Origin of the sequence: Paenibacillus sp. FSL R10-2788, assembly GCF_038003885.1 — a bacterium.
GTDB classification, from domain to species: domain Bacteria; phylum Bacillota; class Bacilli; order Paenibacillales; family Paenibacillaceae; genus Paenibacillus_AQ; species Paenibacillus_AQ odorifer.
Genome location: NZ_JBBOQA010000001.1, coordinates 2,753,607 through 2,772,818 on the forward strand (window position 1 = coordinate 2,753,607; position 19,212 = coordinate 2,772,818).

At 43.3% G+C, this 19,212-nt stretch carries 22 protein-coding genes and 1 tRNA gene; 17 read left to right on the forward strand and 6 right to left on the reverse strand.

Translation table 11 applies throughout. The features are described from left to right. Position 1: 1 nt before the first annotated feature. The 3 genes from NSQ50_RS12040 (at position 2) to NSQ50_RS12050 (ending at position 1,956) form a co-directional block, all read left to right on the forward strand. Positions 2-448: a hypothetical protein gene (locus NSQ50_RS12040; protein WP_340949554.1), complete on the forward strand. Its 447-nt coding sequence runs from the start codon at positions 2-4 to the stop codon at positions 446-448. A gap of 116 nt (positions 449-564) precedes the next feature. Continuing rightward, positions 565-1,485, forward strand: a complete 921-nt coding sequence (locus NSQ50_RS12045) for a helix-turn-helix domain-containing protein (protein WP_340949555.1) — start codon at positions 565-567, stop codon at positions 1,483-1,485. Between the two features lie 321 nt (positions 1,486-1,806). Then, the gene (locus NSQ50_RS12050) at positions 1,807-1,956 is read left to right on the forward strand and encodes a helix-turn-helix domain-containing protein (protein ID WP_340949924.1); all 150 of its coding nucleotides are present in this window, start codon (positions 1,807-1,809) and stop codon (positions 1,954-1,956) included. Positions 1,957-2,157: 201 nt separating this feature from the next. Here the strand turns inward: NSQ50_RS12050 and NSQ50_RS12055 are convergent. From NSQ50_RS12055 to NSQ50_RS12065, 3 genes are all read right to left on the reverse strand, one after another. After that, positions 2,158-2,229 (reverse strand) — tRNA-Val (locus NSQ50_RS12055). Positions 2,230-2,378: 149 nt separating this feature from the next. Further along, complete coding sequence (locus NSQ50_RS12060; RefSeq protein WP_076104778.1) at positions 2,379-2,681, reverse strand: phosphatidylinositol kinase; 303 nt, start codon at positions 2,679-2,681, stop codon at positions 2,379-2,381. A 162-nt stretch (positions 2,682-2,843) separates the two neighbouring features. After that, positions 2,844-3,992, reverse strand: a complete 1,149-nt coding sequence (locus NSQ50_RS12065) for a copper amine oxidase N-terminal domain-containing protein (RefSeq protein ID WP_340949556.1) — start codon at positions 3,990-3,992, stop codon at positions 2,844-2,846. Between the two features lie 272 nt (positions 3,993-4,264). Between NSQ50_RS12065 and NSQ50_RS12070 the strand changes: the two genes are divergently transcribed. The 4 genes from NSQ50_RS12070 to NSQ50_RS12085 all read left to right on the forward strand — a co-directional run bounded on the left by NSQ50_RS12070 (position 4,265) and on the right by NSQ50_RS12085 (position 6,528). Continuing rightward, positions 4,265-5,338 carry a site-2 protease family protein gene (locus tag NSQ50_RS12070; RefSeq protein WP_036686564.1) on the forward strand — a complete coding sequence of 358 codons (1,074 nt, stop codon included), beginning with the start codon at positions 4,265-4,267 and terminating at the stop codon, positions 5,336-5,338. Positions 5,339-5,438: 100 nt separating this feature from the next. Continuing rightward, positions 5,439-5,651, forward strand: a complete 213-nt coding sequence (locus NSQ50_RS12075) for a hypothetical protein (protein ID WP_036686109.1) — start codon at positions 5,439-5,441, stop codon at positions 5,649-5,651. A gap of 107 nt (positions 5,652-5,758) precedes the next feature. Further along, positions 5,759-6,202 (forward strand): GNAT family N-acetyltransferase, encoded by a 444-nt coding sequence (locus NSQ50_RS12080; RefSeq protein WP_036686111.1) that lies wholly within the window; start codon positions 5,759-5,761, stop codon positions 6,200-6,202. A gap of 86 nt (positions 6,203-6,288) precedes the next feature. Continuing rightward, entirely contained in the window at positions 6,289-6,528 is a 240-nt protein-coding gene (locus NSQ50_RS12085; RefSeq protein ID WP_036686113.1) for a DUF3892 domain-containing protein, read from the forward strand. A gap of 65 nt (positions 6,529-6,593) precedes the next feature. On the opposite strand, the gene NSQ50_RS12090 is transcribed toward NSQ50_RS12085, so the two are convergent. Further along, on the reverse strand, positions 6,594-7,331 hold the full coding sequence (locus NSQ50_RS12090; RefSeq protein WP_036686115.1) for an MBL fold metallo-hydrolase: 738 nt from the start codon (positions 7,329-7,331) through the stop codon (positions 6,594-6,596). Between the two features lie 164 nt (positions 7,332-7,495). Here NSQ50_RS12090 and NSQ50_RS12095 point away from each other — a divergent pair, with 164 nt between their 5' ends. Both NSQ50_RS12095 and NSQ50_RS12100 read left to right on the forward strand, forming a co-directional pair. Further along, positions 7,496-8,050, forward strand: coding sequence for a copper amine oxidase (locus tag NSQ50_RS12095; RefSeq protein ID WP_036686116.1), 555 nt, complete (start codon positions 7,496-7,498; stop codon positions 8,048-8,050). Between the two features lie 80 nt (positions 8,051-8,130). After that, entirely contained in the window at positions 8,131-8,442 is a 312-nt protein-coding gene (locus NSQ50_RS12100; protein WP_036686118.1) for a DUF1292 domain-containing protein, read from the forward strand. Between the two features lie 130 nt (positions 8,443-8,572). Here the strand turns inward: NSQ50_RS12100 and NSQ50_RS12105 are convergent, their stop codons facing one another. After that, on the reverse strand, positions 8,573-10,048 hold the full coding sequence (locus tag NSQ50_RS12105; protein WP_036686120.1) for an aminotransferase class I/II-fold pyridoxal phosphate-dependent enzyme: 1,476 nt from the start codon (positions 10,046-10,048) through the stop codon (positions 8,573-8,575). Between the two features lie 97 nt (positions 10,049-10,145). On the opposite strand from NSQ50_RS12105, the gene NSQ50_RS12110 reads away from it, so the two are divergent. From NSQ50_RS12110 to NSQ50_RS12125, 4 genes are all read left to right on the forward strand, one after another. Continuing rightward, a complete protein-coding gene (locus NSQ50_RS12110) occupies positions 10,146-11,435 on the forward strand; it encodes an MFS transporter (RefSeq protein ID WP_036686122.1) in 1,290 nt (429 codons plus the stop codon). A gap of 381 nt (positions 11,436-11,816) precedes the next feature. Continuing rightward, a complete protein-coding gene (locus tag NSQ50_RS12115; protein WP_036686566.1) occupies positions 11,817-12,413 on the forward strand; it encodes a hypothetical protein in 597 nt (198 codons plus the stop codon). Between the two features lie 261 nt (positions 12,414-12,674). After that, complete coding sequence (gndA, locus tag NSQ50_RS12120; RefSeq protein WP_076104782.1) at positions 12,675-14,090, forward strand: NADP-dependent phosphogluconate dehydrogenase; 1,416 nt, start codon at positions 12,675-12,677, stop codon at positions 14,088-14,090. A gap of 144 nt (positions 14,091-14,234) precedes the next feature. Further along, positions 14,235-14,783, forward strand: coding sequence for a shikimate kinase (locus NSQ50_RS12125; protein ID WP_256717053.1), 549 nt, complete (start codon positions 14,235-14,237; stop codon positions 14,781-14,783). A 4-nt stretch (positions 14,784-14,787) separates the two neighbouring features. On the opposite strand, the gene NSQ50_RS12130 is transcribed toward NSQ50_RS12125, so the two are convergent. Then, a complete protein-coding gene (locus tag NSQ50_RS12130; protein WP_038570249.1) occupies positions 14,788-15,093 on the reverse strand; it encodes a rhodanese-like domain-containing protein in 306 nt (101 codons plus the stop codon). A 110-nt stretch (positions 15,094-15,203) separates the two neighbouring features. Here NSQ50_RS12130 and aroA point away from each other — a divergent pair, with 110 nt between their 5' ends. The 4 genes from aroA (at position 15,204) to NSQ50_RS12150 (ending at position 18,968) form a co-directional block, all read left to right on the forward strand. After that, a complete protein-coding gene (aroA, locus tag NSQ50_RS12135; protein WP_036686127.1) occupies positions 15,204-16,496 on the forward strand; it encodes a 3-phosphoshikimate 1-carboxyvinyltransferase in 1,293 nt (430 codons plus the stop codon). 75 nt (positions 16,497-16,571) lie between these two features. After that, complete coding sequence (locus NSQ50_RS12140; protein WP_076212713.1) at positions 16,572-17,006, forward strand: CoA-binding protein; 435 nt, start codon at positions 16,572-16,574, stop codon at positions 17,004-17,006. 453 nt (positions 17,007-17,459) lie between these two features. After that, positions 17,460-18,128, forward strand: coding sequence for a hypothetical protein (locus tag NSQ50_RS12145; protein ID WP_076223889.1), 669 nt, complete (start codon positions 17,460-17,462; stop codon positions 18,126-18,128). A 648-nt stretch (positions 18,129-18,776) separates the two neighbouring features. Beyond that, complete coding sequence (locus NSQ50_RS12150; RefSeq protein ID WP_076223887.1) at positions 18,777-18,968, forward strand: hypothetical protein; 192 nt, start codon at positions 18,777-18,779, stop codon at positions 18,966-18,968. Positions 18,969-19,212 lie beyond the last annotated feature (244 nt).

Below are 19,212 nucleotides of genomic sequence, written 5' to 3' on the forward strand. Positions count from 1 at the left end.
AATGCCAAAAGCAGCAAATAGAAATTCAACAATTAACGATTCAACTAAATCAAGCCACGTAACGTATACTGAACGTTATCAATCTGGTTCGAATAGTAATGGTAACCCCACCTATAGTAATACAACTTGGAATTCTGATGCTAAGGTTACAAGTGAATTGAATTCATCTAGTAGTAATGTAATTATTAATGGTTCTCCTGCTATAACCATTGGAGATACGACACAAGAGCAATGGACAGCCGATCCTGAACCCTATCCACATTATGAAGGTTGGATTACTTCAATTAGTCCTGCAAGTTCAGGAAGCGGCTCAGGTTCGGTTACATTGGGTAGTAGTAACGTTTTCATTAACGGAAAGCCCCTTGCGTTTGAAGGTTCAACTGTTACAACACATCTAGGGAATACAACAACAATAGATGGTGGTAGTGATAATGTAATTGTAAACTAGAGTATTATTATACAGGAGCGGCTTAAAGGGTCTCGCCGAAGTTGGTGATACCCGCTCCTTTATAACTACTTTATTAATAAAAATACATAAAATAAAAGGATGATAATGGATTGATAATGAAGCTTGAATGGAATGTAGTTGGAGCAAATATGAAGGACGAACGCCTTGAAACTTCACTTACGCAAAAAGCTATTGCTGAACTTATTGGATGCTCAGACAAAAAGGTTAGACGGTTTGAACAAGGCAAAGAGATTACTGATAGACATGAATTTTATAAGAAATATAGTGAAATATTGAAGGAACATAGTTTGGCTGATAAAAAACAAGATAATAAAGCACTTGCTAAGATTACTGAGAAGAATTTATACGATAAAGCAAAAGTTGAATTAAAAAGTCTGTTACCTAAAAATCTTCAAGAAAGTTTTAATACATATTCATTCATTGCTGGTGGTTGTATACATAGTATTTACAATGAGCAGGAACCAAATGATTATGATTTCTTCCTAACAAGTAAACGATACGCTATTGCGCTTAGAGATTACTTTGATAACTTGGATGGGATGGAAGAAAAGAAGGGGGTAAAAAAGGGAGAATATAAAGGACTCCCATTTATTCTAACAGAGAATGCAATCACTATTGGCAAATATCAAATCATTACTCAATGGGTAGGCAGTATTGATGAGGTTGTATCGGAGTTTGATTTTAAACATAACCAGTTCTATTACTACAATGGAGAGATTGGAACATTAAGCAGTTTTAAATACCTTGATGAAAATAAACTTGTTTACAACGAGCAGAGAGCTAGAAATATTGCACATACCTTTATCCGAACAATTAAATTTGTTGAACGTGGATGGACTATCTCACACAAGGAATTGTCAAAGATGATACTTAAATTGAATGATGTTGGATTGAGCGAGAATGAAATTAAATCACTAACCGCTGTCGCTGTGGCTAATCGGGATCAGGAAGAAGATACATATGGTGGTAGCAGTAGTGTGGGCGATAGTGTTGAGTATGACGAGTATGAAATGTAAATGAATTTATATAAATAAATATACATATAAAACAACTATTTCATCGGGATAGGTATACAAGGGCATGATGGGGTGATTTGAAATCACTTCATAGTGATGCTGACGGCTACTGAGTTTGATTCTAAGCGAAGAAAGGTGAGAGGGGGAGAATTCTCTTGCTTGTTGGAAGGAGCAGGATAGGGAAAGCTGTGGATACGTGGTTGGGTACAAGAATACATAGAACAAATTAGAAAATATATAAGAGAGTTATTGAGGTGGGAAATGAACGAAACAACAATAGATAAGAAAGTGGTAAAACTATTAAGAAATCTACCCGAACCAATGGAACCGAAAGATATTCAAGATTTCTTGGGATTAAGCAAGAATTCAACATACAATCTAATCGAAGAAAAGCAATTCCATTGTGTACGTGTAGGCAAATTATATAAGATTCCCAAAAGATCATTTGTTAAATGGTACTTAGGATTTTAAAAATGGGGGGCAAATTATTGCCCTTCATATTTTTTTCTCGAAATGTTGCGCTGAGGAAAAAGAGTTTCCTGGATTTTTACGCCCCCCAAAATGCCCCCCAATAAAAATTATAGACAAAAACAAAGCGACATACAAAAACAAGGCAAACAAAAAACCCTTATAAATCAAGGGTTTTAAGCTGAGATATGAATGAAACCGATATAGGACGGATGGGGTTCGAACCCATGACCCCTACCCTGTCAAGATAGTGCTCTCCCGCTGAGCTACCGTCCTGCGACGAAATTTATAATACCATACGATAGAGTAGGATGGCAATTCTTTTTTATAATCAATATAGATGTAGAGTGGTGTTTTCTCTTATCTCCTCCGACTAAGTAGTTAATAGCTAGAAAGGGGATGACCCATCATCCCCCTGCACCGAGTCAGATAAAAAACGGGAGTAGAAATAGACTGCTTATTCCGAAAAAAGGGATACGGCGTGGATAGAAGCGGCGTCTTGGGTAAAAACCGGGCTGGAACCCGAATTGTCTATAGTTCGATTGCTCAGCAGCCATTCCGTTCATACGATCGACCATTTCGTTGCTGGGAACCGCAAGGGTGATATAGTTCTGGTCCACGTGAGCGATGAAGCCGTCAAAGGATTGACCATCAGTCGTTACTATACCTACATATTTATTCATGCAATTCCAAGCGACCTGTTGATGAAAATTTGTATTTGATTCCATGGATATCCTCCTCGAATGTTTCAATCCTGATAACAGTCTATGGTCCTTAGCCTACAACGTTCACGGCGTTTGCCTATATGTAGGAAGGTTAATTTTCAGGGATAATCACTGAGGAGGATTCGATTAGTTCTTTAATCAATACACATGCTTGTACTGTACTTTCTAATCAGTATTATTCTTGTAGTTATTGGAATGAGCTTCAATGGAGTAGATAACTTCTTTTTTGCCAGTAAGAGGGGAGTCATTTATAAAATACAGTTTGTCACCGCTCCGCTTTATGAATTTCAAAGTATCTCCTTTAAAAGGAACATCGTTATTTTCCGCGTATTCCTGATCCTTTGCTGTGAGTAGCTCCTTATACAAAAGGGTTCGCTCGCCTGTTTGGCGGTTGATTAAGGTAAGCAATCCATTCTGATTTCCACGAAGCAGTATGATTTCTTTATCAATGCCTTCTACATAGTAAGCATCTTCCTCGCCACCCAGCTTTACAAGATCAAGAGTATCTATTACATTGCCCGTGTCGTCTTGGATGAAACGTAAGGTATTACCATCATGCAAGATTAGGTTGCCATCATAAGGTTTGAAATCCGCATCTCCTCCTCTGAACTGGTAGGCGAATGTGGCCTTGCGTAGTAATGCACCATTTTTGAATATGAGTGTGATTTCGCGTGTATTAATATGAGGCTCTCCATAGGAATCAATAATCTTAATGACTAGCAGCCCCCCCGCCGTTTTCTCGATCTTCATTCCTGCCCAGTCAAAGTTTGTTTGGAGTGAAGTGAGTTTTATCACCGTATCCTTGCCTTGTGAGACATATAAATCACCATTAGCTTTGACCAACGTATAGGTGCGCCCTCCAGAGGATTCTGTGAAAACATTGAAGGTTTTCAGATCATCTGCTAAAAGTGTGTTCGTTGTGGAGTCCAGACGGAGATGGCTGCCTTCGAAAGCCTTAACGATAAAACGCGCCGGCACATATATCCCATCTTCTTTGGATTTAAAAGGTATTCCTCCTAGATCTACCGCTTTCCCGTCAAGCACGCCAGTTTGACTCCCGATTCGAACAGCAAAACTTTTAGTCCAGCCTTTGAACAGAGCACGTTTGCCGGATTTATCCCAGTCCATTTTTAAGCCAGCTTGCTCAGCGATCCCCCGAACATCTACGTAGATTACACCATTTTTGAGCAGCGCAGGTCCGCCAATGTTTCCGCCTGGAACGCCAAATTGGTAGTATACTTGCGAAGTATTAGCAAAGGAAGCTTGGGCGAGCGCAGAGGACTCCGATACAGTTAATGAAGAGCTTGCTGACATGGTGGCAGGGAGTAAAAGTGTTGAGAGCATTAAGACGGATAACCAAGCTTTGGAGTGAAAAGAGAGCATGTGAACCAACCCTTTCTTTAAATGGCAGTAAAATTTATCCAAGATAGTTGGTTTGACGCTGAAACGTTTCTAAAAGTTGCGTCGTATACTTTCCGAAGGGCTCACTGTAGAAATATCCTTAATGCTTCTATGATAAGATAGATGGAACTGTACAGTAGTTTTTTTAAAATTGAAAGATAAAGGAGCTTGTGATCTTGCCGCAAATGCAAAATGAGCAGAAAAAGAATACTTCTACTCCGCTGAAATGGTTGGGGGGCGGAGCCGCTATGCTCCTGTTAAAAGGAAAGGCGATTTTGTCTCTGCTGAAAATAGGTAAAATTGCCGGGCCGTTAATTTCCATGATGGTTTCGATAGGGGCATATGCTTTAATTTATCCGTGGGGGTTTGCCATAGGTATCGTCCTGCTTTTGCTTGTTCATGAATTGGGACATGTTATAGCCGCTAAGCGCATCGGGCTACCCGTCAGCGCTCCGCTATTTATTCCTTTTTTAGGCGCGTTAATTACTATGAAAAAACATCCGCTGGATGCGAAGACAGAAGCGTATGTAGCTTTTGGCGGACCGATTCTGGGTACTATTGGGTCTACTGCTGTTTTTGGAGCGGCATATTATATGGATAGTCCGCTTCTTTATTCCCTGGCTTATATAGGCTTTTTGCTTAATTTGATTAACCTGCTGCCAATCCATCCGCTAGACGGTGGACGTATCGCTACCGCGGTTACGCGCTGGCTGTGGCTTGTGGGTCTGGTCGGTGGCTTAGCTATAATCGTTTACTTGCGTTCGATTTTGTTCTTTATCATCTGGGCAATGTTTGCTTACGATCTGTATAACAAATTTGTGAAAAGACGTAACAACAACCGGCCGCAGTCTGTGACTAAGGGTTTCTTAATTCCAGTGGAGCCCTTGAGAGAGGCGGGTTACATGATTCCAGGAGCTGAGCATCGCCGGGATTTACCTTTTACCACCTACAGTGATCTAGAGAGACAGCAGTATGTTGTGGTGAGATGGGATCAGCTGAATTATTATGGCAAAGCTACACTGCCACAGCAATGTATTATTGAAAAGGTAAGAATTTCGCAGCTGGAGCAAGTAACGTTAGAGAATGGTCTTCATTTAAAAATGCATTGTGACATCAGCTATACAGTCCATGATAATGATAAGTATTACGATGTACCAGCCAGTACACGTTGGAAATATGGGACAGCTTATTTTGTTTTAGCAGGCTTTCTGGTTGGGATGATGTATTTAGTCCATTTGGTTGGAAACGTCAATCTCTAAGAGGGCAACTGGAATGAATAGCTCCTATTGTTTATAAAGCTCCTGAATCGTCAAAGCTGTAGTGAGTATAACTGCAGCTGCGGTGAAAGGAGCTTTTTTAATGTCTAAAATTGTGAAATGGGAAGTCGGCGTTTGCCTAGTGTTACTACTGGGTGTAGTGGGTTGTTCTACGGCGAAACCCACAAAAGTTATGGAAATCAATGAGATGACCAATCTGGATGGCAAATCTAAAAGTCAGTATCCTCCGTTATCACCTGTGATGAAAGACGTATATAACCGTTCGATCCCTGAAGAAGTATATTCTGTGGATTAGTCTACTGAGAGGTTACGGATTCCATATGTAGGCTTTTCTTTCTAGTCATTATTTTATATAATAGACAACTATCGTTGGCTACATAGAGAGAGGAGTTTGCAACTAACATGGCGGCAGAAATCTTACGGGTAACTACAGAGGAACAGCTTCAGATGGGGCTGGATATCCGCACTAAAGTATTTGTTGAGGAACAAAAGGTACCGGCCGAGGAAGAAATTGACGAATACGATGCCATCAGTCCGAATGCGCACCATATTCTGATTATAGATGAAGGGGTACCTGTAGCAACGGGGAGATTGATCTATTACAAAGCAGGTACTGCTAAAATGCAGCGCATCGCCGTATTGAAAGACTATCGGGTCAAAGGATACGGACGTGTCTTGTTGCTGGCTATGGAAGAGCTTGCTCGGGAGCTTGGACTGGAAGCTTCAATTTTAGATGCTCAGTGTCAGGCAGAGAATTTCTATAAGAAACTCGGCTATGAAGTTATTTCTACGGAGCCATTCTATGATGCAGGTATATTACATGTACGGATGCAAAAAATGCTTTAAAGATTGGCGCACATAATTATTGGACTCTTTACGCAAGCTAGGATGTGCCGAATGATGGCAAATCCAAGTGCAAGGGGCGAGCTAAAGTGCCAAATAACGAACGAGAATCTTTCGTAGCTGTTCAAAAAAATGGGGATGGCGATTTGACAAGCTTCCAGACCTCTACAGGACGTGTGCTGGCGTATGACCAAGCCCTGCAAGAAGTACAGGCCGGAAATATTGCCGGAGTGAACGCTTTTAAAGGTAAGGATGGAGAAACTTATATCCGCGGAGATGCGGATGGAGATCCAACTAACAATCTGGATAATTTGCCGACATTTTCATAGTTCAACACGAAAAGCCGTACATACGTCAACAGACGTTTATGTACGGCTTTTTTTATATGCAAAGATCAGAACTTATAATTCACATGCTGCTCTAAAAATTCCATCTCCCCTGTAAGTCCGACGAAATCTGGTTGTTCATCGCTATAATGCATGAGCTTGATCCGTTCGCGAACATCTTTAGGCAGAGACATCAGCTCTTCCAGCGTAGTGTGAACAACGCCTGTTCCGCCTAATTGGCAGTCATGCAGGATGATCCGGATCCCGCGCTCCCGCACAAGGCTAATCAGTAGATCCGGCTGAAAGGTCATGTCCGCACTATAAAAAATCTCGTTATTTATTAGAAGGGAATAACTGTTTTTGCCGGGAATATGCGGTGTTTGTACGATCTCTAATGAAAGAGTAGGAGAGAGGTTGTAGGTAATTTCAGGCTGCAAGGGCTTAACTTCGAAGATATCAGATAAGGAAGATACAGCATCTTCTTGGTACAAGCCTCCCTTTAATGTATTGTTCCACAAGGGCTCTATAAGTGTCTCAGGAAGCAGCAAGGTCATTTTTTTACCGTGCACATGCTTTAAGGTTAGCGCAAGCTCTTCCAGCCCTCCAACGTGATCCGCATGAATATGTGTAATGAGCGTAGCATTTACGTCATTGAAGGATTTTCCAAGTCTATGCATGGCAAGCGGGGCTGTTATCCCGCAATCAATCAGCAGGGTGTAATTTTCATCTAGCAGCAAGCCATTGTTGTTAAAATATTTTTTCGCAAAAGCATTGCCTGTTCCTAGCATTTGTAGGCTTAGACTCATAAGAAAGAACCCTCCTGAAATCGGTTATAGCTAATGTTTCTGCTTCGAATAAGACCATAATATCATTTTTCGCAAGATCAATGAAATATTTACCTAAAATTAGCGCAACTTGCTGAAACAAAGTAAGTATATATTAACAGCATGAATTATCTGGAGGGTCTCAAATGAATAGATGGAAAAAAATCACTTTGTGCGTGTTTGCTTTTTCCTTAATGGGTGGCTCATTATTATTCGCCGATTCCGTTAATCAGAAAATTAGAGTATGGAGCAACGGAAAAGAAATTGTAGACGGCGGTTATCTAATTGATGGAAAAACGTACATTCCTGCTAGAGAAACAGGCGGGGTTGTTACTTGGGACGGTTCTGGGAAAGTTACGATTCTTAAACCTAATGTCCATATTGTACTTTTTAAAGGGGATACGGTTTTTGGCAATGTCAACGTAGGCAAGCTGAAAATTAAGATATTAACACAGGTAGATAGCCTGACTGAAGAGATTTCAGCTGTGAAAGTAGCCATGACAGATCCGTCTGGTAACGTTAAGGATATTCAGTCGCAGGTGCTTGAAGGCTCACAGAAGGATAATTTCTGGTTTCCAACCTCTGAGTTTACTTATGACTTTAAAGAAGCGGGCAAATATCGGGTAGGCTTCTATATTAAGCCATCCAAAAATGCAGATTACGTACTTGTGTCGGAGAAGGTAATTACAGCGTTAAATTAGGTGTTCTAAATTGACCTGAACTAATCTAACGTGGTACGATACCAGATGTAGGATAATACAATTCAAAGTGAGGTATTACAATGAGCGATCACAAACATGAGCATGGTGAAGCATGCGGTTGCGGGCATGATCACGACCATGAGCACGAGGAGTTTGTGCTGACCTTGACGAACGAGCAGGGCGAAGATGTGGAAATGGTGCTTGTAGAAACGTTCGACATAGGCGAGAAATTATATGCTCTGTTGTTAGAGCGCGAGAATCCAGAAGCAGACGGCATTATTCTGCGTATGGAAGAAGAAGACGAAGAAATGGTATTGTATAATATCGAAGATGAAGAAGAATGGAAAGCTGTTGAAGAAGCTTACAACAATCTGCTTGCTCAGCAAGAATAGATTCTAGCGACTAAACTTAAGCTGTTCTATGTGAATGGGACAGTTGATGCTTATATACAGAAACCCGATACTCATTATGGTATCGGGTTTTTGTATAAATGATTGAAGTTTTTTTAGGAAAAGATGGATCTTAGGATATAGGATCGGCTTCAACAATCACCTTAACATTAGTGATGCTGCGGTCCTCAGGACCTTTAACCGGCAGACCGATTTCGACGTGGTCGATAATGTAGTCGATATTATCCTGAGTAATGACTTCGCCAGGGAGGAGAATCGGTATCCCCGGTGGATATACATAGATAAACTCTGCAATGATGTACCCGGCAGATTCGCGGAACGGAACTAACTGAGTGTCAGCATAAAAAGCATCTCTTGGAATCAAAGCAAGCTGCGGGATTTCTGGAACCTGAACCTTCAGTTCATAGATTTCACCCTTGCTATAATGGATGGCGGACAACACCCGCAAAGCAGCTAATAATTTATCTACTGATTCTTGAGTATCACCTGGGGTAATAAGGCAAAGAATATTATACATGTCACTCAGTTCAACTTCGATGTTGTATTTCTCACGCAGCCAGTTTTCGGTTTCGTAACCTGTGATCCCTAAATGGCGAACATGAATGTTAAGTTTGGTTGGATCTAGATCGAAAGTTGCTTCAGTTCCAAGTATTTCTTTACCAAAACTGTACAAGCCTTCGATAGTGTTAATGGTCTCGCGTGCGTAGTTGGACAATTGGATCGTTCTTTCCGCCATTTCATGTCCGTTCAGCGCGAGATTACGTCTAGATGTATCGAGAGACGCCAATAAAATATATGAGGTTGATGTTGTTGTCAGCATGCTCATAATGGTCTGCACCCGTTGTGGGTTAATCAGCCCAGTCTTCGCATTTAGATTCAGTACCGAGCTTTGCGTCATGGAACCACCAAGCTTATGCACACTAGTGGCAGCTATGTCCGCACCGGCCTGCATGGCCGATACCGGCAGATCCTCATGAAAATGAATCAGTACTCCATGTGCCTCGTCCACCAGTACGGGTACCCCGTAACGGTGAGCCAGGTCGACAATCGAACGCAGGTCGGCACATACGCCGAAGTACGTTGGATTGATAACTAGAACTCCTTTAGCGTCTGGATGACGCTTTAACGCTCGTTCCAGCGCACTGGTGGTTATGCCGTGATCTATCCCGAGATTCTCATCCTGTACAGGCGAGACGAACACAGGCTTGGCTCCGGAGAAGATAATGGCCGACATTACGGATTTATGAATGTTACGCGGCACAATTATTTTTTCACCCGGTGAGCAGACAGAGAGGATCATCGTCATGATGGCATTGCTCGTGCCCTGTACGCTAAAATACGTATAGTCGGCGCCGAAAGCCTTCGCAGCCAGCTTTTGAGCCTCCTGGATTACGCCAGTTGGCTGATGTAGATCATCAAGCGGTGCGATGTTGATTAGATCTATGGATAGAGCGTTATCGCCGATAAACTCACGGAATTCGGCATCGGTTCCTAGCCCCTTCTTATGCCCGGGAATATGAAATTGAACTGGATTGCCGGCGGCATGCTTTTTTAGAGCTGTGAAGAGGGGAGTACGGTGTTGATTCATTTAATGCTGTCACAACCTTTCGCGAATAGTTAATTTTTAAGGCAAGCATCAGTATAACAAAACAATCTTCAGAATACTAGGATTTGGATGTGATAGAATGTCCACGAAAGCTGAACAACGGATGAATATTAGTTTAGCATCACCATTTATTGTGGAGATGTGGGTAATTATTTTTTTAGTTGAATTTGTTAAAGGTTCGCTGCTTGTTGCCTTGTTGCCGGTGTATATGGAGAATATACTGGGCCTGTCGGTGACAGTAGTGGGATTCGCTTTTGCCCTACAGTATTTGGGGGACAACGTCTTCCGCAGCCCTTCAGGCTGGGTTATGGAGCGCATAGGGTTCCGCTGGACGATGACAGGTGCATTGTTGCTGATTCTAGTAGCCATTGGCTTGATAATCTATGCCAAAACGGCCGTTGCGTTATCCATCGCCTGTCTCATTCTTGGGATCGGGACATCTCCGCTTTGGCCATGTGTGATGACCGGAATTACCGAACTCGCCGGATCAACCAAAAGCGGCAGCAGTGGTGCGGCCATGGGCGCTGTTGAGATGGCCTCTCTCGCAGGAACAGGAATCGGTCCAATTGTTGTGAATTTTTTAATGGATCAGGGTGGACAGAGTTATCATGTGGCTTTTCTGGTCTTGTTAGGTTGTGCTGCCGCTGTAGTTGTAGTAGCCCTTTTCTTACCTAAACGAATCTCTTCCAGCGGGTCTCATGCTGTCGTGAGGGACATGCATGGACTTGGCGGAGCAATGGATCGTAAAAAGCTTAGTCCGATAGAAAGTATAAAAAGAACGCTGCATCAGGTGAGAACTACCCTGAAAGTCAGCAGATGGCTGTACCCAGCCTTGTTCCTACAAGCCTTCGCCATTGGCTTGATGACGCCTGTAGTTACCTTGTTTGCACGTACAGAGCTGCATGTTAGTCCCAATCAATTCAGTTTGCTCCTCATTGCAGGGGGAGGGATTACAGTTCTTGCACTTATTCCCGCAGGCAAGCTGGTGGACCGCATAGGGACAACGGTGTTTCTGAATATAGGTTTTTTGTTAGCTGCCTTTTCACTGGCCTTTTTCTCTCAGGTTCGCTGGCTGCCACTTGCCTTTATCGCGGTGGCACTGGTCGGTATAAGCTACGCGCTTATCCTCCCGGCATGGAATGCCTTTCTGGCTAAGCAAGTACCTAAGGGAGAACGAGGGACGGTCTGGGGGTTGTTCCTGACACTCCAAGGATCAGGAATGGTAGCGGGGCCAGTTTTGTCAGGAAGATTATGGGATCATGTAGGACATGGTGTCCCATTCCTGGCAAGTGCCATTGTAATGCTGCTGCTCTTCGGGCTGCATCTGCTTATTGTGCATAGAACGAAACAGAAATTTAAGACTAGCTGAGGAAAATAAAGAGCCGCTGATAACCGAAGAATGATCCGGTATATCAGCGGTTTTTTTAGAAAATTAGAAGGACATAAGATATAACGGAAGTAAGTTTCGAAGGTCTTCTGTATGACACTGTGCAGCTGAAGGACTAGAACGCCTATGCTCCAAAAGGACTAAAAGGCATTAAAATTCTCGCTCAGCGTTTGGAGAAAGGCTGTTGCGGGTAAAAATAGTCAATAAACCAAGTTACCGCTACATAAACTGAAGTATAAAATAAGATTAAGACGAACGCAAAAAGGAAGTTAACTCAAGAAGAGGTCCGGCAGCCATGATTACTCTGGAATTGAACTAATGAAGGCTGGCTTTACAGATGTGAAGCTGTTAGGGGGGAGTGCCGTGAACAAAAACGACGAGGTGGAATATTGTAACCTGGAACTGCGGTTCGACAGACAGCATATCCAGGACCTGATCAAGGATTTGATTCAAGAAGGTTATTCCCTATATTGGAGCGAGAATGAACAGGTCTTTGTGATTTCGGTCCGTACGGGTCGTAAGTTAGTGAAATTGCGGTTTCAAAGGATTAAGGACGGCTATAAGCTTGTGGGCGATTATATGATCCGTGATGCTCGCTTGTCAGAGTGGATGGAGAAATTAATTGGGGATATGCGCGGGCATGCTATCGTTAAGCGTTTCCGGGATCGGCAGATTATTATTGAAAATATTCTGTTTGGCGAAGTGATTCGCCTGGTTGAAATTTCTGGTTATCAGCAGCGTGTGTTATATCAGAAGGGACCTATGCTCACAGATGAGGAGCTGACAAGACTCTTTTATTCTATTGAAGGGGAAGAACGGGTTCGCCAGCGGAGAATTGAAGTTGATGAACAGTTGGATCGGTTAAATGATGCATTAAAGGCTGGAGATACGGTTCGCGCGGACAAATGTCGAGCTGAGCTTGCCTTTTTGACCAAGGAATTGTTTATGTTAGAATGGTAAGCAAGTGCCGGGCAAATGTTCTTTCAAGGCACCCTGTTCATCGGGGTGTCTTATATTTGTATTGGAACTTGCAGACAGGGGTTCACTTCTGACGTTAAAAACGTTAAAATAGTCATTGTGATCATTTCTTGGTCTGAATTTGTCAATGAAATTGATCTCTATTCGCAGGGCAGGCTTTGCTGTCTCTGATAAAGGGTGGTATTCTTATACTGCGAGAAATGGATTTCACAAAAATATAGGGTGCAAAGGGTGGAGGACCAGATGGCAAAACAACAAATCGGCGTTATTGGCTTGGCGGTAATGGGCAAGAATTTGGCTCTAAATATCGAAAGCAAAGGTTTTTCCGTATCCGTATTCAACCGCTCCCCGGAGAAGACACATGATCTTCTTGCTGAAGCGGAAGGTAAAAACCTCGTAGGCACATTTTCTGTTGAGGAATTTGTAGCTTCGCTGGAAACACCGCGCAAAATTCTGATCATGGTTCAAGCTGGTAAAGCTACTGATGCTACCATCGAGCAACTGCTGCCGCATCTTGATCAAGGCGACATCATTATCGACGGAGGGAATGCTTACTTCCCTGATACAGTTCGTCGCAGTAAAGAGCTGGAAGAAAAAGGTTTCCGCTTTATCGGTACTGGAGTTTCTGGTGGTGAAGAAGGTGCTCTTAAAGGTCCTTCGATTATGCCAGGTGGTCAAGAAAGTGCGTATAAACTTGTAGAGCCTATCCTAACGGCAATCTCAGCCAAAGTGGACGGAGAGCCTTGCTGTACATATATCGGACCTGACGGTGCAGGACACTATGTTAAAATGGTGCACAACGGTATCGAATATGGTGATATGCAATTGATCTGTGAAGCTTATCAGTTGTTGAAAGATGTTCTAGGTCTGGATGCAAAAGAACTTCACAATATTTTCAAAGAGTGGAACAGCGGCGAGCTCGACAGCTACCTGATCGAGATCACTACTGATATCTTTGCTCAATATGACGAAGAAACCGGCAAACCTATGGTTGACGTTATCCTTGATTCCGCTGGCCAAAAGGGTACTGGTAAATGGACAAGCCAAAGCTCACTAGATCTTGGTGTACCTCTGTCCATGATTACCGAATCCGTATTCTCCCGCTTCCTGTCTGCTATGAAGGATGAGCGCGTAGAAGCAAGCAAAGTGCTTAACGGACCAGAAGCAATAACATTTGAAGGCGACAAAGCCGAATTCATCGAGAACGTGCGTAAAGCATTGTTCGCGAGCAAAATCGTATCCTACGCGCAAGGTTTCGCTCAACTTCGCGTAGCTTCCGACGAATATGGTTGGGATCTGAAATATGGCGAGCTGGCTAAAATCTGGCGCGGCGGCTGCATTATCCGTTCCCGTTTCCTACAAAACATCACAGATGCTTATGAGAACAATGCAGAGCTTAAGAATCTGCTTCTTGATCCTTTCTTCAAGAATGTTATGGATAATTACCAATCTGCATGGCGTAAAGTCATTGCTTCTGCGGTAACTTTGGGTGTTCCAGTCCCTGGATTCTCCAGCGCATTGGCTTACTATGACAGCTACCGTACAGAACGTTTGCCTGCTAACTTGCTTCAGGCTCAACGTGATTACTTTGGCGCTCACACCTTCAAACGTGTGGACAAAGAAGGCGTCTTCCACCACAACTGGATGGCAGCAGAATAATCTAATTGACTGAATGACAAGCGGCCCGGACGGCTTCACCAGAAATGGGGAGCCTTTCGGGTCTTTTTTTACTGGAAGAAGCGGATTGTCTAATGTTTTGACCCTGTGTTATGATATGACAAATATCGCGGTTGGAGGATAGTCATGGCTGGGGATACAGAAGAACTAAAAACGATGAGTCAGGAAGATAAGAACAAAAACATTATTTTAGTAGGGATGATGGCGACTGGTAAGTCAACTGTTGGTGCTATTTTGGCCGAGGAGCTGGGCTATGAGCTGGTTGATTTGGATCATGTCATTATTGAGACTGAAGGCAGAAGCATTGCAGAAATCTTCGCAGAAGATGGTGAGGAATACTTTCGAAGCGTAGAAACTGCGGTTCTTAAGCAAATGCTAGAGTCTGAGAATAAATTAATATCCACTGGTGGTGGCGCGGTATTGGCGCCGGGGAATACAGCCTTAATGCTGAGTAAAGGGCATGTGGTTGCGCTAAAGGCAACTGAGGAAGAGATTATTGCACGTGTTAGCGGGGATCAGAATCGTCCGCTGCTCGCCGGCAATGCAGAAGAACGGGTCAGACGAATCATGGAAGATCGCCAGGATGCATACCTATTCGCGCATTACACGGTCGATACAACGGGACTGACTGCGGCAGAAGTGTCGCAACATATTTTAATGCATTACCGCGGTTGAGCTTTTAAGAGAGTGTCTCATTCCATTCAATCATACCACCGCTGAGGTTCGCAGCGTTATAACCAAACTGCTGTAGATATTCGCAGACACGTTGGCTGCGGGCACCGGAACGGCAAATGAAGATCACTTTGGCGTCGCTTGGAATATCCTCAGTACGGTGTGGAATTTCTCCCATAGGGATATGTTGTGCACCTGGAATCATCCCAGAGGCCACCTCTTCGTCTTCGCGAACATCGATGAGTACAAGGTCTTCACCTGTCTCTATACACTGCCGTAATTCTTGCGGTGTGATTTGTGGTACATTATGCATGGGTTTGACCTCTTTTCATCAGAAGAATGGTTTAATGATAACACAAGAACAGAATACCCTGTCAAACGAGCATTACATACCCACTACATCTACTAAGGAGAGTTTATATTATGGACGTTATTGTTAGGCCAACGCCATCTCTGCAAGGAGAATTTGGAGCCCTCTCTTCCAAAAACTATACGACACGTTATCTGCTGGTTGCGGCATTGTCTGAAGGAGTAAGTACGATTTATCATCCTGCACATAGTGAGGATAGCGACGCGATCCGTCGCTGCATAGCAGATTTGGGTGCTGTGCTTACAGAGGATGAGGAAAAGATTGTGATTCAAGGCTTCGGACGTCATCCAAAAGACGTTAAAGAACTTAATGTAGGAAATGCCGGAGCGGTGCTGCGTTTTCTTATGGCTGTGGCCGCGTTAAGTCCTGAGGTTACTTTTGTAAATACGTATCCAGACTCATTGGGCAAACGTCCGCATGACGACTTGATTGTGGCGCTGGAACAGCTAGGTGTTCAGGTGGAGCATAATGAAGGGAAATTGCCAATCACGATCCGTGGGGGTAAACCGGTTGGAGGCAGAATTACTGTCTCTGGTGCAGTAAGCTCCCAGTTCTTAAGTGCTCTATTATTCCTGACACCATTGCTTGAAGAAGATAGTGAAATTATTGTCCTCGATGATTTGAAATCGAAGGTTGTCGTGGGCCAGACCTTGGAAGTGTTGGAGCAGGCAGGTATTGTGGTGCACGCTGCGGATGATTACATGTCCTTTAAAGTTCCAGGTCGTCAAGCTTATGCAGCTAAGTCATATACTGTTCAAGGTGACTACCCAGGCTCTGCGGCAATCCTTGCGGCGGCTGCCGTTACAAAGTCGGATGTGAAAATCCACCGTCTTGCAGAACAAAGTAAACAAGGTGAAAGAGCCATTGTTGATGTGCTGCGGATGATGGAAGTTCCTCTTACTCATGAAGAGGGCACAGTACATGTCCAAGGGAACGGTATCCTAAAAGCTGTTGAATTTGATGGAGATGCTGCAACCGATGCGGTATTGGCCATGGTGGCTGCCGCAGTATTTGCAGAAGGCACCTCCCGATTCTACAATGTTGAGAATTTGCGTTATAAGGAATGCGATCGCATTACCGATTACTTAGCAGAATTAACCCGTGCCGGAGCTAAGGTAGAAGAACGCCGCGATGAGATAATTGTTCACGGTATGCCTGAAGGTGTCGAAGGCGGAGTCACCATTAATGCGCATTATGACCACCGCGTAATTATGGCACTATCCGTAGTGGGCCTGCGTGCGCGTAAACCTCTTTTGATTAAGGATGCACATCATGTGGCAAAATCTTATCCGCAATATTTTGATCACTTGCGTGCGCTTGGTGCGAATGTGGAGTGGGTACAATAGGAATGAGGGAGCTAGCGTATCTAGCTTCAGTTAAACAAGGATCATTAAGTGTAACTATGGAAAGGGGCACTACTTATGAGCTTTGAGAATCCAAGTCGGGAGCAGATCGGAGATATCCTTGCTTCCGCAGGTAACATTGCTGTTGTCGGCTTGTCAGACAAAACAGACCGAACCTCTTATATGGTCGCGGGCGCCATGCAAAGCCGGGGATATCGGATCATTCCCGTTAACCCAACGGTGGATGGTGAGATCCTGGGAGAAAAGTGTTATCACACTTTAGCAGAAATTCCGGAGCCAGTGGACATCGTCAATGTATTCCGTCGAAGCGAACACTGCGCAAAGGTCGCGCAGGAGGCTGCTGACATTGGCGCACGTGTGCTGTGGCTCCAGCAGGGTATAGTTAGCGCAGAAGCCGCTAAAATCGCCGCTGAGCACGGTATGATCGCCATTATGGACCGCTGCATCAAGGTCGAAGAAGCGATCACAATGCATGGGCGTAGCCGGCAGTAGGGTTGGTCATATACTGTTGAACTGAACACTGAGTTAAGTGTGTGGTGATTACAGTTATCGTTGACCAACGGACGTAACAAGGAACTGACGAATAACGAACTAGCTGGTGAAGAATGAACTAGCTGATGAAGAACGAGCTAGCTGGCGAAGAACGGACTAACTGGTGAAGAACGAACTAACTGGCGAAGAACGAACTAGCTGGTGAATAATGAGTAAACTGGCGAGAACGAGCAAAAGAGGAATAAACTAACTAGGTTTAAATTTATGACGCTGAGGTTATAGCAAACTTAGATGATGGAGATCAGCCAAAGTAAGAGGTATTGTGTAACACAAGGTGCGATTTTTAATGTAACTCGCCTGTTGAGCTAGTTATAATGAGATTAGACGAAGAACGTCCTTTAACCGCTTTTTGCGGTGAAGGGCGTTTTTTTATTTTGTAGGGGAGGCTAGGTTATGGAGTTTGAAGAAGCGCATGGTTTGTTTATCGACCAACATATGAAATCAAGAACAGGTGAAAAAAGAGGGAGGCTGGTTAGAGGCAATAATTTTGCGGAAAAGCTATTTTTGCAGAATGTATGGTGGCCTATGTTTGAGTCCCTAGACGATTTGCATCCAGAATACGAAGTATATGACTGGAATCGCAAATCACAATTTTTGGACTTTGCTTTTCTTCCGCAGACGGGCAGCAGCTTTGGGATCGAGTGTGATGGATATCAAAGCCATGTGAAAGATATGGACCGCGAAAAATTCAACTATTCAGTAAATAGGGACACTTTTTTGACTGGGATGGGCTGGAGGATGATTCATTTTTCTTTTGATGATATCCAGCAACGTCCCGAGGTCTGCCGCATGCTGTTGCAACTGGTGCTGGCGCCTTACTTGGCTCGTAATTTTGCTAGCGTAGCTATTTTGTCTGAGGAAAAAGAGGTTCTGCGTTTCGCTTGGCGTCTCGGTAGACCGGTTCGTCCAAAGGATGTGGCCACGCATTTCTGCATTAATTTCCGTACGGCGCGTCGATTGCTGCAATCATTAAGTGAGAAGGGGTTGCTGAAGCCGGTTAATCAGGGAGAAAGAATTCGGTATTATGAGGTGAAGGCTCTCAGACCAGATCAAATGTGGTAAGAGGATCTTTAGAGTCTGCGCAAGGGAATAATTGCACTTTGTACAACTAAATCGCCGAAATAGCCATCTAAATGCGAAATAGTTGTACTTTGTACACTTAAAACGCATCAAATATTAGATGAAGAGGGAAATCATTAAAAATAGTTGTATGAAGTGCAGTTAAAAAAGTGCTCAGAGTAACGTCGATATGAATAGTTGTACAAAGTACACTTAAACTCAGGTGGAATTCCTAACTGTGAGTTTAGGGTGTTGGAGATAGCTAATGGGGGGAGAAAAGTTCGATGTTATGAAGCGAATGCTCTGAGACCAGTTCAGATCAGATCAGACCAGATCAAAACAAATCAAATCCAATCAAATCCAATCCAATCCAATCAGGTATGCGAGGGACATCTATACGATAGCTGCGCAAGGGAATAATTGCACTTTGTACAACTAAATCGCCGGAATAGTTATCTAAATGCGAAATAGTTGTACTTTGTACACTTAGAACGCATCAAAGATTAGGTTAAGTGGGAAATCACTAAAAATAGTTGTATGAAGTGCAGTTAAAAAGGTGCTCAGAGTAACGTCGATAGGAATAGTTGCACAAAGTACACTTAAACTCAGGTGGAATTCCTAACTGTGAGTTTAGGGTGTTGGAGATAGCTAATGGGGGGAGAAAAGTTCGATGTTATGAATCGAATGCTCTGGGATCAGATCAGTTCAGACCAGACTAGACCAGACCAGACCAGATCAAATCAAATCAAATCAAATCCAATCCAATCAGGTATGCTAGGGACATCTATAGGACAGCTGCGCAAGGGAATAATTGCACTTTATACAACTAAAACGCTAAAATAGCTATCTAAATGCGAAATAGTTGCACTTTGTACACTTAGAACGCATCAAAGATTAGATGAAGTGGAAAATCACTAAAAATAGTTGTATAAAGTGCAGTTAAAAAGGTGCTCAGAGTAACGTCGATAGGAATAGTTGCACAAAGTACACTTAAACCCGATTCTGACTCTGTAGTATTAATAGCCCCACGTAAATACCAGCCGTTCTATGAATTCTAATGAATAAATGTTTAGTGGAAAGTGAGAAT

Excerpts from the sequence above, each read along its gene's own strand:
- NSQ50_RS12070 (WP_036686564.1), top strand. The coding sequence starts at position 4,265 with ATGCAAAATGAGCAGAAAAAGAATACTTCTACTCCGCTGAAATGGTTG.
- NSQ50_RS12095 (WP_036686116.1), top strand. The coding sequence starts at position 7,496 with ATGAATAGATGGAAAAAAATCACTTTGTGCGTGTTTGCTTTTTCCTTA.
- NSQ50_RS12090 (WP_036686115.1), bottom strand. The coding sequence starts at position 7,331 with ATGAGTCTAAGCCTACAAATGCTAGGAACAGGCAATGCTTTTGCGAAA.
- NSQ50_RS12060 (WP_076104778.1), bottom strand. The coding sequence starts at position 2,681 with ATGGAATCAAATACAAATTTTCATCAACAGGTCGCTTGGAATTGCATG.
- NSQ50_RS12075 (WP_036686109.1), top strand. The coding sequence starts at position 5,439 with ATGTCTAAAATTGTGAAATGGGAAGTCGGCGTTTGCCTAGTGTTACTA.
- NSQ50_RS12145 (WP_076223889.1), top strand. The coding sequence starts at position 17,460 with ATGGAGTTTGAAGAAGCGCATGGTTTGTTTATCGACCAACATATGAAA.
- NSQ50_RS12140 (WP_076212713.1), top strand. The coding sequence starts at position 16,572 with ATGAGCTTTGAGAATCCAAGTCGGGAGCAGATCGGAGATATCCTTGCT.
- NSQ50_RS12080 (WP_036686111.1), top strand. The coding sequence starts at position 5,759 with ATGGCGGCAGAAATCTTACGGGTAACTACAGAGGAACAGCTTCAGATG.
- aroA (WP_036686127.1), top strand. The coding sequence starts at position 15,204 with ATGGACGTTATTGTTAGGCCAACGCCATCTCTGCAAGGAGAATTTGGA.
- NSQ50_RS12125 (WP_256717053.1), top strand. The coding sequence starts at position 14,235 with ATGGCTGGGGATACAGAAGAACTAAAAACGATGAGTCAGGAAGATAAG.
- NSQ50_RS12110 (WP_036686122.1), top strand. The coding sequence starts at position 10,146 with ATGTCCACGAAAGCTGAACAACGGATGAATATTAGTTTAGCATCACCA.
- NSQ50_RS12050 (WP_340949924.1), top strand. The coding sequence starts at position 1,807 with ATGGAACCGAAAGATATTCAAGATTTCTTGGGATTAAGCAAGAATTCA.
- NSQ50_RS12065 (WP_340949556.1), bottom strand. The coding sequence starts at position 3,992 with ATGTCAGCAAGCTCTTCATTAACTGTATCGGAGTCCTCTGCGCTCGCC.
- NSQ50_RS12100 (WP_036686118.1), top strand. The coding sequence starts at position 8,131 with ATGAGCGATCACAAACATGAGCATGGTGAAGCATGCGGTTGCGGGCAT.
- NSQ50_RS12150 (WP_076223887.1), top strand. The coding sequence starts at position 18,777 with ATGGGGGGAGAAAAGTTCGATGTTATGAATCGAATGCTCTGGGATCAG.
- gndA (WP_076104782.1), top strand. The coding sequence starts at position 12,675 with ATGGCAAAACAACAAATCGGCGTTATTGGCTTGGCGGTAATGGGCAAG.
- NSQ50_RS12040 (WP_340949554.1), top strand. The coding sequence starts at position 2 with ATGCCAAAAGCAGCAAATAGAAATTCAACAATTAACGATTCAACTAAA.
- NSQ50_RS12130 (WP_038570249.1), bottom strand. The coding sequence starts at position 15,093 with ATGCATAATGTACCACAAATCACACCGCAAGAATTACGGCAGTGTATA.
- NSQ50_RS12045 (WP_340949555.1), top strand. The coding sequence starts at position 565 with ATGAAGCTTGAATGGAATGTAGTTGGAGCAAATATGAAGGACGAACGC.
- NSQ50_RS12105 (WP_036686120.1), bottom strand. The coding sequence starts at position 10,048 with ATGAATCAACACCGTACTCCCCTCTTCACAGCTCTAAAAAAGCATGCC.